This is a genomic window from Mycoavidus sp. HKI, assembly GCF_020023735.2.
In the GTDB taxonomy this organism is placed as follows: Bacteria; Pseudomonadota; Gammaproteobacteria; order Burkholderiales; family Burkholderiaceae; genus Mycoavidus.
In genome coordinates, this window is the sequence record NZ_CP076444.2 from 1,131,780 (window position 1) to 1,149,402 (window position 17,623).

The following is a 17,623-nucleotide window of genomic DNA, read 5'->3' on the forward strand; positions in this document are numbered from 1 at the left end:
CGCATCACGTCTTGTTTTTATAGTAGTTTTTTAACAGTCTGTAAGAAGTTTTATTTGGAGGATTGTCATGAGCGTCTATATGTTTCCAGGCCAGGGTTCCCAAACAAAGGGAATGGGCGACACGCTATTTAGTCTGTTCCCAGAACTCACCGCCACCGCCAGCAAGATTCTCGGTTACTCAATTCAGGATTTATGCGTCAAAGATTCAAGTAAGCAACTTAACGACACTCGTTATACACAGCCAGCTTTGTATGTCGTGAATGCTCTTTCTTATCGACAACGCAGCAAAGAGACAGGTACTACTGCCAACTATCTGGTTGGCCACAGTCTCGGTGAATACAATGCACTAGAAGCCTCCGGCGCAATCAGTTTTGAAGACGGCCTAAAGCTGGTCAAAAAACGCGGAGAATTGATGAGTGCGGCCCCCAAAGGCGCCATGGCTGCGGTTATTGGATTAACCCAAATGGCGATTCAAGAAATTCTGCAAGCCAATGGCCTCACGGCGATTGATATCGCCAATCTGAATTCGCCCACGCAAACCATCCTCTCTGGCTTGAAAGAAGATATCATCCGCGCAGCCTCATTCTTTGAAATTGACGGCGTTCGTTACACACCACTGAACACCAGCGGCGCCTTTCACTCCCGCTATATGGAAGCAGCCAAGAAGGAATTCGAAGCTTACCTGCAGGAGTTTACTTTCTCGGCGCTTTCAATCCCAGTCATTGCAAACGTCGATGCCAGCCCTTACCAAGCTGATCGCATTGCTGCTAACTTAGCGACCCAGATTACACATCCGGTCCAATGGGTAAAGAGTATTCAATACCTGCTGGCCGAGGGAGAGGCCGACTTCGAAGAACTCGGCGTAGGACAGGTCTTGACCAAGCTGCTTGCCGACATCAAAAAGCATCCCCTACCCAGTGCACATCCTGCGCCGGCCTCACCGGCTCCGGCTATGCAACAGCAGGCGATTCCGACTCCCGCTTCCGCTATGCAACAGCAGGCGGCAGCGCGCAGTGACCGTGAGCGGGAGCTTGCCGCGCTGCAACAAAAAATCAATGAATGGAACCGCTGCTATCCGATCGGCACCCAAGTCAAGACCGCTGCCCATGAAGGTCCGGTGGCCACGAAAACTAAGGCCATGATGCTGTTTGGCCACCGGGCCGCGATCTATCTGGAAGGCTATAACGGATATTTCGAGTTGAATAGTGTCCAGCCCGTCGAAGCAAGCTAAAAAAGCATGAGCAGCGATGGCGCACGCCGCTGCTCAATTCTAAATGTATCCATGTCCTTACGGTATCGCTAGTTCCTGCAACAACGTGGAGAGGCTAGCCACGTCCTTGCCAAACTGATTGATCGCGTGGCAATAGCGCTTGGTATCGAGTGACATGTACTTAATGAAATTGGCCAGGGAACCGGTCGCGCTCAGGTCCACGAAGAAGTTGGCTGATGCAGCCGACGCCAGCGTCCGCATCAGCGCATAAAAATCCACCTTCTGCCGGACGATGTTCCAGATATATTCACCTGGATTGACCAGATCGCTCGCTTCGATCATGCGGCCATAGGCGGGCGAGTAACACGGTATGCGAGGGGGACGCATTGCTACACCATCGGCGGTTGCCATGATCGGGTCCCTCGTGGACTCAATATAGCTCGAATGAAATGGGTACTGGACTGGCAGGTCCTGCGACAGGACGCCCATCTCAGTCAAATGGGCTTTCACGCGCATCAGCGCAGTTCTAGGACCGGCCACGCAGAAGTTTTTGGCGAAGTTGACACCCGCCAGTTCAACGCCCTGATAGATGTCCGGATACTGGTCGAAGTGAGCAAGCGGCGCCAGCACACTCATCATGCCGCCTGGCGGGCAATCGTTGGCGAAGATTTGCGCCTGCCGCATGACTAGACGTAATCCGTCCTCCCATGACAGGCATCCAGCCACCGTCAGCCCGATGTACTCGCCAAGGCTGTAGCCTAGCACCGCCCCCGGTTCGATGCCTGCGGCGCGCATCACCGCCGTCAGACTATAGCCGATACTGAATAAGGCCGGGTGCGTGTGAAGAATTGCATTGAATGGCTCGTGGCTTTGGCGACGGTCGTCGTAGAGGATCTGCGCAAGCGATTGGCCGAGTTCCGGCTCGACGATTGCGCTGCATGCGTCCAGTTGTCGACGGAAGACAGGGTTCTCGTCGTACAGTTGCCGTCCCATCTGGAAGTACTGAGTTCCCTGCCCGCCATACATGAAAATCGTGCCGTTCGCACCGCCTGTTTTGAGCGGTGCTGCCATGAGATCGTTGGCGATCGACATCGGTGCCGTCATGATCGACTCCAGGGTGCCAACAAAACACGTCGGTCGATTGTGGTTCCGGCGGAAGGCCTACCTAAACTCTTGCGTAAATTTTTGTCTTGGTCATTTTCCATTTTGGTCCTTTCGACGCATTTCTTCTTCATTCATGGCGTCTATATGAGCGCCCCCGTTTGAGCAAGCTTTCCTTGAGTTCAGACAGGTAGGTTAAGGCTGCAGCTCTATACAGATAATTCCTCCTCCTGTGAAACAGAAACTCAAGCGACCTTCAGGTCGCACGAGCACATTTTTTGCAATATCGATTTATTGACGACCTAGCTCACTTCTGCAATTCAAGCCTCCTCATAGAAAGACTTACATCCTAAACTTACTTCACAGTTTTATCGTGAGGTAGCCCTGCCCTTAGCATACATCCAGCCATGGCGACTAACCTTTTTGTAATTTTTCCAACCTATTAGCCAACACTCGGCCAATTTTGGCCATCGGCTCCGACTGATCCATGTACTTATGTTCGCAATGGATATCATGAGTTTCAATATCTCCAAGCACATAAGGCTTCCACCGATCAGGGGAGTTGGCGAATCGATCTTCTACTACTGTGGCACAGAAAAAGAGTACGTCGCCACGGTAAATAAGTGGTGCAAAGTCTTCTGAAATGCGCTCGTTGTTTCTGATGACATCTCCAGCTTTTTCCCATAAATATTTCCCTGCATCAGCCATTCCTTCAACGCTGTAGCGATTAAGAATAGTGATGAAATCATCATCCTGATCGACTACATCACTTAAGCGGGAGAGGTCTGGATAGCTATCCATTAAAGCAAGCAGTGCGACTTTCTCACCCTGTTGCTCAAGTTGAGTTGCCATGCTGTACGCAATATTGCCGCCCAAGGACCATCCGAGTAGGTTGTAAGGCCCATCAGGCTGCACGCGACGAATCTGCTCGATATAATCTGCCGCCATCGCATCAATGCTTGGTGGCAGTGGTGCCGAGCCATTCATACCGCGTGCCTGTAGACCATAGATCGGTTGGTCTTTACCTAAATGTTGAGACAGACCGATATAACTCCAACTGATACCGAGAACGGGGTGGATGCAAAAAAGAGGCGGTCGTGTGCCTGATGGCTGAATGGGAAGCAAAACATCAAATGAATCTTCCTGAGCGCTATTTGGCTGCATTAAACGCTGCGCCAAGTCGGCTACGGTTGGAGCCTCAAATAATGTACGTAATGTTATCTCGATGCCTAACATCGAATTAACACGGCTCATCATCCTCACAGCAAGAAGCGAGTGTCCGCCAAGCGCAAAGAAGTTGTCGTGACGGCTAACTTGTGTAAGGCCCAACAATTCACTCCAGATTTTTGCCAGCGCTATTTCAATCTCCCCCTGTGGTGCTTCGTATATCTGGCGTGCAAAGTCTTCGTCAGACGGCACCGGCAATGCTCTTCGATCTAGCTTACCATTTGGTGTTAGCGGCAACGCATCTAAGCGTATAAAAGCACTGGGCATCATATATTCAGGCAGCTTAGCAGCTAGGTGGGTGCGTAATGTAATAGCAAGCGGCTCATCAGCCTCAGCCACCATATATGCAACTAGGCGTTTATCACTTCCTTCACCCAGGGCAAGTACCACTGCTTCACTTACCTGCGAATGTTCAGTCAGGCGCGCTTCGATTTCACTCAGCTCAATACGAAAGCCGCGGATCTTGACTTGATGATCGTTACGGCCTAGGAACTCCAGATTACCGTTGGGTAGATAGCGGACCAAATCGCCCGTCTTATACATCCGAGCGTTGACTTGATCACTGAATGGATCAAGCAAGAAGCGCTCTTTTGTCAATTCAGGACGATTCAAATAACCACGCGCGACGCCAGCCCCACCGATATACAACTCTCCTACCATCCCAAGTGGAACGGGCTGCATCAATGAATCCAAAATATATAGTCGTGTATTGGCAAGTGGACGACCAATCGTGCGCCAGTGACTATCGTCAGCGGTTACGTCATGAGCCGTATTAGTAATCGAAGTTTCGGTGAGGCCATAGCCATTCAATAAGCGTGGACGATGGCCTGTCCCAGTAAACCACGCCTGATGAGCTGCTGCCGCGCTGAAGGCATCTCCGCCAGCATAAATCGTACGCACGCACCCCGGGATAGCTACCTGCTCTTGAACCAGTTGCGCCCAAAATGGGGTTGGTAAATCAACCACGCTAATTTGGTTAGCTTCGCACAAAGCCCAGAATTGCGTGGCTCCTGCCACCCAGGCATCGGTACGCAACACAAGGGTTGCACCACGAGTCAAAGTAAGAAAAATTTCTTCGACAGAGACATCAAAAGAGAGGGAAGCAAATTGCAGCATGCGATCCTGCGAACTAAAGTCCAGTAATTTAGCTGCCGCGGTCACATCATTGACTACGTTTCGGTGCTCAACCATCACGCCTTTCGGTCGACCTGTAGAACCCGAGGTATAAATCACATAGGCTAAATGCTCTGCATTTAGTCCAAATTTATATGGATCAGGATTGAGGCTACTATAACGTTCCCATTGCGTTGCATCAGCTTGTAAGTCTAAGACCGGAACCTCAGCGCCTAAGCATTGCACAACGGCGGCATGCGGCACACCAATACTCAGTAAAGCCACCGGCGCACAGTCTGTCACCATATCCACTAAACGTTCGGGCGGATAGTCTGGATCTAACGGCACGTAGGCCCCACCTGCCTTGATCACCGCCAACATAGCTATTACAGCCTCTATGCTGGACTGTGCAAGTAATGCTACGCGGCTATCGGGCTGCACCCCTAAGTCTCTCAGGTAGCGGGCAAGGCGATTCGCTTGCGCGTTGAGTTCTGCATAGCTGACAATCTGGTTATCTCGTACTAATGCAACAGCGTCCGGCGTCCGCTCAACTTGCTCCTCAAATAGCCAATGAAGACATTGGTGCTCGGGATAAGGTATTGCCGTCGTATTCCATGTATTCAGTAACAATTCTTGCTCGGAGGGTGGCAACACTTCCAACTGGTAAACCGGCTTGTCTGGCGTATGTTCTAGTGCGTCGGCCAAACTTTGCATTGCCTGATGCATATAACCACAGACTCGTTTTGCATCAAATGGCTGTGCGATGCTAGCCGTTAACCCTAACGCTTGCCCAAAGTCTTCTATGGATAGCCCGATCGGATAGTTATCACGCTCCTCTGTTCCTAGCAATTCAGCGTCGACACTGATTTGCCCTTCATTTTGCATTCTCTGATGCCGATAGTTCAGTAATGCGCTAAACAGTGGGGTACCAGCTGGCACCCCACTGCAACGTTGGGCTAGCGCGAGAGATGCGTGCTCATGTTCCAACAAGGCAGCCAATCGTGTTTGGGTGTCACGCACACCCTCCTGAACACTGCAACGGTCTACATCGATGCGGAATGGCAATGTATTGATGAACAGCCCCAGTGCACGGTCGACCCCTTCTCCTGCCTGCATGCGCCCGAACAACACCGTGCCAAATACCACCCGCTGTTGACCACTGGTGCGTGCCAGAACCTGTGCCCAAGCCAAATGACATAGACTGGCTAAACTTACATTTAACCGCCTAGCCTGAGCACGCAGGCGATCATTTAGCTCCTGCGGCAGCATCCGTTGCGACTCGGTTACTTGGGTGCCATCACGATAGACCTCTGATAATCCAAAAGGCAGCATAGGCTCATCCACCTCTGCCAGCATCTCCTTGAAGAAACGATCATGTGCCTCCTGGCTTACCCCTAAACGAGCCTGGGCAACTAAATTACGGAAAGGCTGTGGTACGGACAACGTGTCGCCCTGCCCCTCGAGGAATGCTTGAATTTCACGCTGCATTTCCTCTAGCGTTGAATGATCGCCAGTTAAATGGTGCAGCAACTGCACCATTTGCCAACGTCCATCGCTATCCTGCGCAATGATGAATTGAAACAACGGTGCTTGTGTCAGATTAAGACGATGATGACGTGGATCAAAGCGTTGACTAAGTTGCTCGGCAATCGGCCCATCGGCTATATCCAATGAAAGCTCAGTAATGGAGAGTGGGGCATGACGCCAAACCACTTGGGCGGGGGTAGACAACTTGTCCCAAACAAAGGCCGTACGCAAAATGTCATGTCGATTAATGACCTGCTGGACTGCATATAAATAGCGATTCAATGATTCTCGATTCGCAAAAATCATCTGCGCTATCAATAAATAAGGATCGCCTTCTGTCGCCAATACGTGATGGAACAAAATACCGTCTTGCAATGGCGATAACGCATAAATGTCCTGAATATTCGCGACTCCACCAGGCGTCTGTTCAATAATCTGATCAATTTCAGCTTGGCTAAGATCGATGAGTGGCAGCATTGCTGGTGTCAAAGCAATGGTATTGGTCGTGATCAAATTCGGTGGGATGACGATTTCTTGGTGCTGACCTAACGATTGCGCCAATGCCTTTAATGTTGGCTTATCAAATAGTGCTCGCACGGAAACGGCAAGTCCTAAGCGACGCAAACTCTCGATCATCTGTACGGCGAGTAGCGAGTGTCCACCCAACACGAAGAAACTATCATGACGGCTAATTCGTTCGACCTTAAGTAACTTAGACCAGATGTTAGCCAACGCCGTTTCAATTTCTCCTTGCGGTGCCCTGACGAGCAAAGGCCTCACCATCCGGTGTCGGCAACGCACGTCGATCCAACTTGCCATTCGATGTCAACGGCAATGCATCCAGTCGCACGAAGGCAGCAGGCACCATATACTCAGGCAGCTTCTCCATCAGGTGCGTATGCAACGTGGCAGCTAGTTGCTCATCAGTTTCAGCCACCACATACGCAATTAGGCGCTTATGACTTCCCTCTCCCACAGCGAGCACTGCTGCTTCACGCACCTTGGAATGCTCGACAAGGCGCGCCTCAATCTCGCCCGGCTCGATCCGTAGGCCCCGCATCTTAATTTGGTAATCATTACGCCCAATAAATTCCAGATTGCCATCAGGCAAATAGCGCGCGCGATCGCCCGTCTTATACATCCGCGCATCTTCCTCTGTGCTAAACGGGTCTTGTAGGAAACGCTCAGCCGTCAGTTCGGGACGATTTAAATAACCGCGTGCCACCGCAACCCCACCAATGTATAACTCTCCTATAGTACCCACTGGCACAGGTTGATGATGGGCATCCAATAGGTAGAGGCGGATGTTCGCCATCGGTCGATGGGAACGATTTCACTGTTAAAGTCAGATGGGGAAGGCCATACTGTGGCACCAATCGTGGCTTCTGTTGGACCATAGCCATTAAAAACAAGGCCGTGATGGCGCACAGATCGCAATAATGTTGCATTAAGCGCCTCACCGATCAAGAACAACGTCACAGGTGTGCTCAGATTAGGTAAGTCTTTGCCGTCTTGAAGTAGCGCTGGTGGTATCGTCGCGTGAGTGATCGCATGGCGCTCCAGGTAATCCCACAGTCTATGCCGATCAAGGCGAACCGCAGCAGGTGGCAGATATAAGGAGGCCCCACAACCTAAGGCCATGGTGATTTCCCACATGCTCGCATCGAAACCGGGAGAGACAAACTGCAAAATCCGACTGGAAACATCAACGCCAAAATTCGTCATTTGCACATGAGCGAGATTCACAACGCCCCTATGTTCCACCATAACCCCTTTGGGAGTACCAGTGGAACCGGAGGTATAAACCACATAGGCCAGGTGGTGGGGAGCCAAACTAGACACGGACGGATTCGTATCCGCCAGCGTTGGTGGGGAATTGGGGTCGAGCACGGTACGTAACGCAAGCACAGCCTCACCTAGCACGCTACGTCCAGTGGCATCAGCTAGCAGAATGGTCGGCGCGGCATCTGCAAGGATCTGCGTCAGACGCTCACTTGGATACGCCGGATCAAGTGGCACATAGGCACCGCCCGCTTTTAAAATCGCCAGCAGCCCCACTACCCACGCTGAACTACGTTCCATACAAATCGCAACGCGCCTATCCGGTCCAACCCCTAACTCAATCAGCCTATGCGCAAGTCGATTCGCTCGCGCATTCAGCTCGGCATAACTGAGCTCTTGATTTTCATACACGATCGCAGTCGCCTCTGGCGTACGTTCCACCTGTGTTTCAAACAACTGGTGAATACACTGATGAGTCGGATAATCCCGCTGCGTGGCGCTCCAGGTTTCAAGTAAGAGTTTACGTTCAGCAGGTGCCAGAATATTCACCTGAGCAAGGCTTTGCTTTGCATCGCTCACCATCGCTCGTAATATCGCATAGAGATAACCCACGTGCCGATCTATTGTCTGCCAATCGAACAAGGCCGTCGCATAACCCAACTCACCAATGATCTCATCACCCACCTCTCGTAATTCCAATTCAAGATCAAACTTGACGGCGTCGTAATTCGAGTCAACGGGTGTCACTTTCAGACCAGGCAAATGCCACTTACTCTCTTCGTTATTCTGCCAGGCGAACATCACTTGAAATAATGGCGTATGGTCCAGCCTGCGTGGTGGTTGAACAATCTCTATCACCTGTTCAAAAGGTAAGTCTTGATGCGCTTGGGCGGCCAATGTACTGTGTCGGAGGCGCTCAAACAGTTCAACGGTATTCGGTTCACCAGACAGATCAAGACGCAACGCCAAGGTATTCACGAAACAACCGATCAAAGGCTCAATCTCAGGATGGTTGCGATTGGCGCTGGGGGTGCCAATAACAATATCGTCTTGGCCGGAGAGGCGTGACAGGACAGCACCCCAGCCAGCTAGCAAACTCATAAACAGGGTTACACCATGTTTTTGGCTGAGTTGTTTAAGCGCGCTTGTCATTTGCGCATCTAATTGAATCGGCACACGATTCCCAGAAAAAGATTGCTGTGCAGGACGCGGCCGATCGGTAGGAAGATTCAACAGTACCGGTGCATCGTCTAAGGTGGCGCGCCAGTACTCACTTTGCGTTTTGAGTCGGTCATCCGAAAGCCACTGTCGTTGCCAAGCTGCGTAATCTGGGTATTGAATATCCATCGGCGGGAGCGGACTAACGCCTCCCGCACGATAGGCAGCATAGAGGGCTTCCAATTCTCGCTGCAGCAAGTTTAAAGACCAACCATCTGAAACAATATGGTGTTGAGTGAGCAAAAACACATGCTCCTCGTCAGTGAGTTGGATCAAACACGCTCGAATCAGCGGGCCTTGGGCTAAGTCGAAAGGTGCGCGGGCCTCTTCAATACCTAAGTGCTCCACTTGTTCAGTAGCGTTTGGATATTGGCGCAAGTCATGGTAACGCATCGGCAGGCCCGACTTGGTGGCAAGTAGCTGAACCTGAGGTTGGCCTTCCACCATCACGAATACCGAGCGCAGTGCTTCGTGGCGTGCAAATACCGTATCCAATGCTCGCTGCCACGCGCCTCTATCCAAAACGCCAAGCAAGCGGATAGCTAAAGGAATGTGATACGTCTCGTTGACGCCCTCGAGCTGGGCCAAGAACCATAGCCGTTGCTGGGCAAATGATAGAGGTAAAGCACCCTCGCGAGACACCGAAGCGATAGTGGGAGAAAAAGTGTTTGCTTGAGTCAAACGTTCGTTCACCGCTGCTGCAAATGCTGAAAGGGTGGGTAAAGCAAACAGCGTCGCCAACGGTAACTCGACGCCCAACACCGTAATCCGGTTCATTAAACGCACCGCAAGCAGCGAGTGACCGCCTAGTGCGAAGAAACTATCATGACGGCTGATCTGCTCTACCTTAAGTAATTCGGACCAGATAGCTGCTAGCATAGTTTCGATCTTCCCCTGTGGCGCTTCGTATACCTCACGAGCAACCGCCTCATCAGATGGGGCAGGCAACGCACGTCGATCCAGCTTACCATTTGGGGTCAGCGGCAGCGCATCCACGCACACAAAGGCCGCTGGCATCATATAGTCAGGCAGCCTTCCCGTCAGATACGCACGTAATGTAGCGGCGATCTGTTCATTAGCCTCAGCCACCACATACGCGACCAGACGTTTATCCCCACCTTCACCCAGCGCAAGCACTATGGCTTCTCGCACCTGCGGATGCTCGATCAGGTGTGCCTCGATCTCACCTGGTTCAATCCTAAATCCACGGATCTTGATCTGATGATCGTTACGACCTAAAAACTCTAGATTGCCATCAGGCAAGTAACGGGCTAGATCACCCGTCTTGTACATGCGAGCGCCTTTATCCTCGTTAAACGGATCGGGTAGGAAGCGCTCAGCGGTGAGTTCAGGACGATTAAGATAACCATGCGCAACGCCAGCTCCGCCTATATACAGCTCACCCACTGCGCCGATTGGCACCGGCTGACCATGTTCATCGAGTAGATAAAATCTGGTATTGGCAATCGGCCGACCAATAGGGGCCGCTTTACTACTAAAATCATGCGGACGATGCCAAATAGAAGCCCAAACGGTTATTTCTGTTGGCCCGTAAGCATTGAATACGGTAATTTGTTGGGCCAAGTTATGAAGTAATAATGCACTAGGCGCTTCACCCGTGAGGATCAGCGTAAGAGGTTTATTTAGACTGGGTAAACCTTTGCCATCCTGAAGCAGTGCGGGTGGCAAGATAGCGTGAGTGATCGCATATTTTTCTACATAATTCCACAAACTATCTCGATCACGCCGTATGTTATCAGAGGGTAGATATAAGCTGGCACCCTGATTGAGGGCCATAATTTCTGGCACACTGACATCGAAGCTGATAGAAGTAAACTGAAGAACTCTACTAGATGAATTAGGCACCAGATAAGCTTGTTGAGCCTGAGCTAGGTTAACAACGCTTTGATGTGCCACCATTACCCCTTTGGGGGTGCCGGTAGAGCCGGAAGTGTAAATGACATAAGCTATATGATCCGAATGAAATTCAGCAATCTTTGGATTAGTAATGGCTGATTCCGGTAGTTGATTCGGGTCAAGCACAGTCAATGAAGCGCAGGCTGCCTCACCTAATACCGTGCGGCCAGTGGCATCAGCTAGCAGCATTGTCGGCGCTGCATCGATAAGGATGTGGGTTAGACGCTCGCTCGGATACACCGGATCAAGCGGTACATAGGCACCACCCGTTTTTAAAATCGCCAGCAGTCCCACCATCATTGCAGGACTGCGCTCCACACAGATCGCTACACGCTTATCCGGTCCAACACCCAACTCAATCAGCCGATGCGCAAGTTGATTCGCTTGCGCATTCAGCTCGGCATAACTAAGCACCTGGTCCTCGTAAACAAGCGCAATCGCCTCTGGCGCACGTTCAACCTGTGCTTCAAATAACTGGTGAACACCCAGATGGCTCGGATAATCCTGCTGGGTCGCGTTCCAGGTATTCAGTAATAATTCTCGCTCAGTTCTCGGCAACGCCTCAAGCTGATAAACCGGCATGTCTGGTGTACGCTCCAGCGCCTCCACTAAGCTTTGCAGCGTCTGCTGCATATAGCCGCATATCCGTACCGGATCGTACGGCTCTACAACCTGAGCCGTTAAACCCAAGGTATGGCCACCATCCTCCACCGACAAGGTGAACGGATAATTGGTGCGCTCTTGTGCACCTAAAAATTCGATGCCAGGCTCGGTTAAGCCATCATTTAATGGCGCGGTATTGTGCCGGTAGTTCAATAACGCACTAAACAGAGGGGTGCCAGCTGGTACATTACTGCAGCGCTGTGCTAATGCCAACGACGCGTGTTCATATTCCAGCAGCGAAGCCAGTCGCGCATGGGTATTGCGTACGCTATCTTCAACCCCCATGTCATTCAGATTAACGCATAATGGCAACGTATTGATGAATAGGCCCATCGCACGGTCTGCTCCTTCGCCTCCTTGCATTCGCCCCAATAGTACCGTGCCAAACACAACCCGCTGCTGACCGCTGGTACGTGCCAGGACCTGTGCCCACGCCAGATGGCATAGACTGGCCAAGCTTACGCCGAGTCGCCTTGCCTGAGCGCGGAGACGATCATTTAAATCCTGTGGCAACATCCGGTGTGACTCAGTCACTTGAGCGCCATCTCGATGGACTTCAGCCAACCCAAAGGGCAGCGTAGGTTCATCCACCTCTGCGAGCATCTCCCTAAAGAAGCGCTCGTACGCCTCTTGGCTTACTCCTAAGCGAGCCTGTGCGATGAGATTGCGAAAAGGCTGTGGCGGGGCCAACATATCACCTTGGTCATCAAGGAACGCCTGTATCTCACTCTGTAGCACTTCCAACGTCGAGTGATCGCCGATCAGATGATGAAGTAATTCAACCAGTTGCCAGTGACCATTCCCATCTTGCGCAATCGCAAAGTGCAACAACGGCGCTTGTGTCAAATCAATACGATGCTGACTAGGATCAAAGCGGTGCAGGAGTTGCTCGTTAATGGGTCCAGCGGCTGGATCCAAAGAAAGCTCTTCGATTGACAGCGGCGCATGACGCCAGACCACCTGTGCAGGCGTGGACAGCCCTTCCCAGATAAACGCCGTGCGCAGTATGTGATGACGATTCACCACCTGCTGGAGCGCCTCCAGATAACGATCGAGCAAGGCTCGGTTGTCAAACGACATCTGCGCAATTAGCAGATAAGGATCCCCTTTCGTTGCCAGCAAATGATGGAACAAAATACCGTCCTGCAAAGGCGATAGCGCATAAATGTCTTGAATATTCGCCACACCACCGGGCGTCTGCTCAACGATCCGATCGATGTCAGCTTGGCTGAGATCAATCAGCGGCAACATAGCTGGCGTTAAGGTAGTGGTATCGATCGTAATCAGATTGGGGGGGATGTCCACTTCTCGATGCTGGCCTAGCGATTGCGCCAACGCTTTGAGCGTAGGTTTATCGAATAGCACTCGCACGGAAACAGTCAGACCTAAGCGACGCAAACGTCCGATCATCTGCACAGCAAGCAGGGAATGCCCTCCCAGTGCGAAGAAACTATCATAGCGACTGATTCGTTCGACCTTAAGCAACTCAGTCCAGATGGCCGCGAGCGCTTTTTCGACCTCTCCCTGCGGCGCTTCATATGCCTGGCGAGCAACGGCCTCATCAGATGGGGCGGGTAATGCACGTCGATCCAGCTTACCATTCGTGGTCAGCGGCAACGCATCCAGCCGCACAAAAGCAGCGGGCAGCATATATTCAGGTAGCCTAGTCGCAAGGTTCGCGCGCAAGGTAAAGGCCAGTTGCTCATCAGCTTCAGCGACCACATACGCAATTAGGCGCTTATCGCTTTCTTCACCCAGCGCAAGCACTACGGCTTCACGCACCTGCGGATGTTCGATCAGGCACGCCTCGATCTCGCCTGGCTCAACTCGGAATCCGCGGATCTTGATCTGATTGTCATTGCGGCCTAAATACTCCAGATTTCCATCGGGCAAGTAGCACACTAGATCACCTGTTTTGTACATCCGCGCATCTTCATCTTCTCTGAACGGATCAGGCAAAAAGCACTCAGCGGTTAATTCAGGACGGTTCAGATAACCACGCGCCACGCCAGCTCCGCCTATGTACAGCTCTCCCACGGCCCCCATTGGCGCCAGCTGACCATTTGCATCAAGCACATAGAGCTGGGTGTTCGCGAGTGGTCGCCCAATAGGGACGACAACCTCTTTATTAAAATCAGATGGGCAACACCACGCAGTCGTGCACACTGTTGCTTCTGTTGGACCATAAGCATTAAAAATAACACCTTGGCTGGACAAGGCTTTAAGCAATGCTGGACTGGGTTTTTCACCCCCCAAAATCAACGTCAGAGGTGTCTTCAGATTGGGGAAATCCTCGTCCCCCTGAAGCAGCGCAGGGGGGAATGCAGCATGAGTGATCGCATGTTTTGCAAAATAATCCCACAATTCATTTCGGTCACGACGGACACCATCGAGTGGCAAATATAAGCTTGCGCCGCTCCCTAATGCTGTAAAGATTTCGCCAATACTGGCATCAAAACCAAAGGAGATAAATTGCAAGACCCGACTGGATGAACCTATCTCAAAATAAGCCTGTTGCGCCCGAGCAAGATTGACAATACTTCGATGTTCTACCATTACCCCTTTAGGCGTACCGGTGGAGCCGGAGGTGTAGATCACATAAGCCAGACGATTTGAACTCAGTTCAGGAATATGTGGATTGGTAATAGCCAATGTCGGCAATTCATTAGGATCGAGTGCGGTTATTGAGGATAAGGTTGCTTCACCTAATGCAGCGCGCCCAGCCGCATCAGCTAGCAGCATTGTCGGCGCTGCGTCAGTAAGGATGTAGGAAAGGCGCTCACTCGAATAGGCTGGATCAAGCGGTACATAAACACCGCCCGCTTTTAAAATCGCTAGCAGTCCCACCATCATTGCAGGACTGCGTTTCACACAGATCGCTACACGCTTATCCGGTCCAACACCCAACTCAATCAGTCGATGCGCAAGACGATTCGCGCGCACGTTGAGTTCGGCATAACTGAATACCTGATCCTCGTAAACAAGCGCAACCGCCTTTGGCGCACGTTCAACCTGTGCTTCAAATAACTGGTGAACACACTGATGGGTTGGATAATCCTGCTTTGTCGCATTCCAGGTATTCAGTAGCAATTCTCGCTCAGTTCTCGGCAACACCTCAAGCTGATAAACCGGCATGTCTGGTGTACGCTCCAGTGCCTTCACTAAGCTTTGCAGCGTCTGCTGCATATAGCCGCATATCCGTACCGGATCGTACGGCTCTACAACCTGCGCCGTTAAACCCAAGGTATGGCCACCATCCTCCACCGACAAGGTGAACGGATAATTGGTGCGCTCTTGTGCACCTAAAAATTCGATGCCAGGCTCGGTTAAGCCATCATTCAATAGCGCGGTATTGTGCCGGTAGTTCAATAACGCACTAAACAGAGGTGTGCCAGCTGGTACATTACTGCAGCGCTGTACTAGTGCCAACGATGCATGTTCATATTCCAGCAGCGAAGCCAGTCGCGTATGGGTATGGCGTACACTATCTTCAACCCCCATATCATTCAGATGAACGCATAAAGGCAAGGTATTGATGAATAGGCCCATTGCACGGTCTGCTCCTTCACCTCCTTGCATTCGCCCCAATAGTACCGTGCCAAACACAACCCGCCGCTGAGAGCTGGTACGTGCCAAGACCTGCGCCCACGCCAAATGACATAGACTAGCCAAGCTTACGCCAAGTCGCCTTGCCTGAGCGCGCAGACGATCATTTAGCTCCTGGGACAACATCCGGTGTGACTCAGCCACTTGAGCACCATCTCGATGGATTTCAGTTAAGCCAAAGGGCAGCGTAGGTTCATCCACCTCTGCGAGCATCTCTCTAAAGAAGCCCTCGTACGCCTCTTGGCTGACTCCTGAGCGAGCCTGTGCCACCAAATTGCGGAAAGGTTGTGGTGGGAGTAACGTGTTACTTTGGCCTTTCATCAAAGCCTGTACTTCGCTATCCATCAATTCAACGGTTACCTGGTCGCCAATTAGATGATGTATTAATTTAACAAGCAGCCAGCGTCCATTTTCATCTTGTGCAATCGCCAAACGCAATAATGGCGCTTGCATCAGGTCAATCCGATACTGACGAGGATTAAAGTGGTGCAGGAGTTGCTCGGAAATAGATCCAGTAGCCGAATCTAAAGAAAGCTCTTTGATTAGCAGCGGCGCATGACGCCAGACCACCTGCGCAGACGTGGACAGCCCTTCCCAGATAAACGCCGTGCGCAGAATGTCATGGCGATTCACCACCTGTTGGAGTGCATCCAGATAACGATCGAGCAAGGCTCGGTTGTCAAACGCTATCTGTGCAATTAGCAGATAAGGATCCCCTTTCGTTGCCAGCAAGTGATGGAACAAAATACCATCTTGCAAAGGCGATGGCGCATAAATATCTTGAATATTCGCCACGCCACCGGGTGTCTGCTCAACGATCCGATCGATGTCAGCTTGACTGAGATCAATCAGCGGCAACATCGCTGGCGTTAAGGTAGTGGTATCGACCGTAATCAGATTGGGTGGGGCAGCCACTGTACGACGTTGGCCTATCGATTGAGCAAGGATGCTAAGGGTGGGTACATCGAATAGTGCGCGTATAGAGACGGTAAGACCATGGTGATGCAAGCGCTCAATCATCTGTATCGCGAGCAGCGAGTGTCCACCCAGTGCGAAGAAACTGTCGTAGCGACTAATTTGTTTAACATTGAGCAGCTCAGCCCAAATCGCAGCTAATAATTTTTCGATTTCGCCTTGAGGAGCTTCATATGTCTGACGAGCAAAAGCTTCGTCAGACGGTGCTGGCAACGCGCGCCGATCCAGTTTACGATTCGAGGTCAACGGCAATGCGTCTAGCCGCACAAAGGCAGCCGGTATCATAAAGTCAGGTAGTTTAGCCGCAAGGTGCGTGTGTAGCGTAGAGGCCAATTGCTCATCAGCTTCAGCTACCACATAAGCAACCAGGCGCTTGTTATTTCCTTCACCTAGCGCAAGTACCGCTGCTTCGCGCACTCGCGGATGTTCGATCAAGCGCGCCTCAATTTCACCAGGCTCCACCCTAAACCCACGGATCTTGATCTGATGATCATTTCGACCTAAAAACTCTAGGTTGCCATCAGGCAGGTAACGTGCCAGGTCGCCCGTTTTGTACATGCGCGCACTTCCTTGCTCGCTGAATGGATCAGGGAGGAAACGCTCAGTGGTCAATTCTGAACGGTTCAAATAACCACGCGCAACACCAGCTCCACCAATGTACAGTTCACCAAACGCGCCCAATGGTACAGGTTGACCATGCGCATCTAACAGATAAAGTCTGGTATTGGCTATGGGTCGACCAATAGAGACTGTTCCACTACTAAGACGATGCAATTCAGTAGGCCAAACGGTTACCGCATGAGTTTCTGTCGGCCCATAAGCATTAAAAACGACCCCGTGGTGCGTTAAGTTTTGGAGTAACGTTGCACAGGATGCTTCACCTGTTAAAACAAAGGTAAGAGGTATGTCTAGATTGGGTAGGTTTTCACCATTTTGCAGTAGTGCTGGCGGTAAGATAGCATGCGTAATCGCATGCCTTGCCAAGTAACTCCACAGCTCATTTCGATCATAGCGAACAATATCAGGCGGTAAATATAAACTTGCACCGCAATTTAAGGCGATGAGTATTTCCCAAATACTTACATCAAAATTAAGCGAAGCGACTTGCAAGATCCGACTCGATGAGTGGGCTCCAAAACAAGCGACTGGCGACTCAACGAGATTGACGATGGCGCGATGCTCCATCATCACGCCCTTGGGCATGCCGGTAGAGCCAGAAGTGTAGATAATATAGGCCAGGTGATCTGAACGGAGTTTAGAGCATGTCCTTACACACAACTATAA

At 51.3% G+C, this 17,623-nt stretch carries 2 protein-coding genes and 1 pseudogene; 1 reads left to right on the forward strand and 2 read right to left on the reverse strand.

The features are described 5' to 3' along the window. Positions 1-67: 67 nt before the first annotated feature. Complete coding sequence (fabD, locus tag KMZ15_RS04515) at positions 68-1,231, forward strand: ACP S-malonyltransferase (protein WP_223691055.1); 1,164 nt, start codon at positions 68-70, stop codon at positions 1,229-1,231. A 57-nt stretch (positions 1,232-1,288) separates the two neighbouring features. On the opposite strand, the gene KMZ15_RS04520 is transcribed toward fabD, so the two are convergent. Continuing rightward, a complete protein-coding gene (locus KMZ15_RS04520; RefSeq protein ID WP_223691057.1) occupies positions 1,289-2,314 on the reverse strand; it encodes an acyltransferase domain-containing protein in 1,026 nt (341 codons plus the stop codon). A gap of 411 nt (positions 2,315-2,725) precedes the next feature. Beyond that, a pseudogene (locus KMZ15_RS04525) lies at positions 2,726-17,599 on the reverse strand (amino acid adenylation domain-containing protein); the annotation flags it as partial. Positions 17,600-17,623 lie beyond the last annotated feature (24 nt).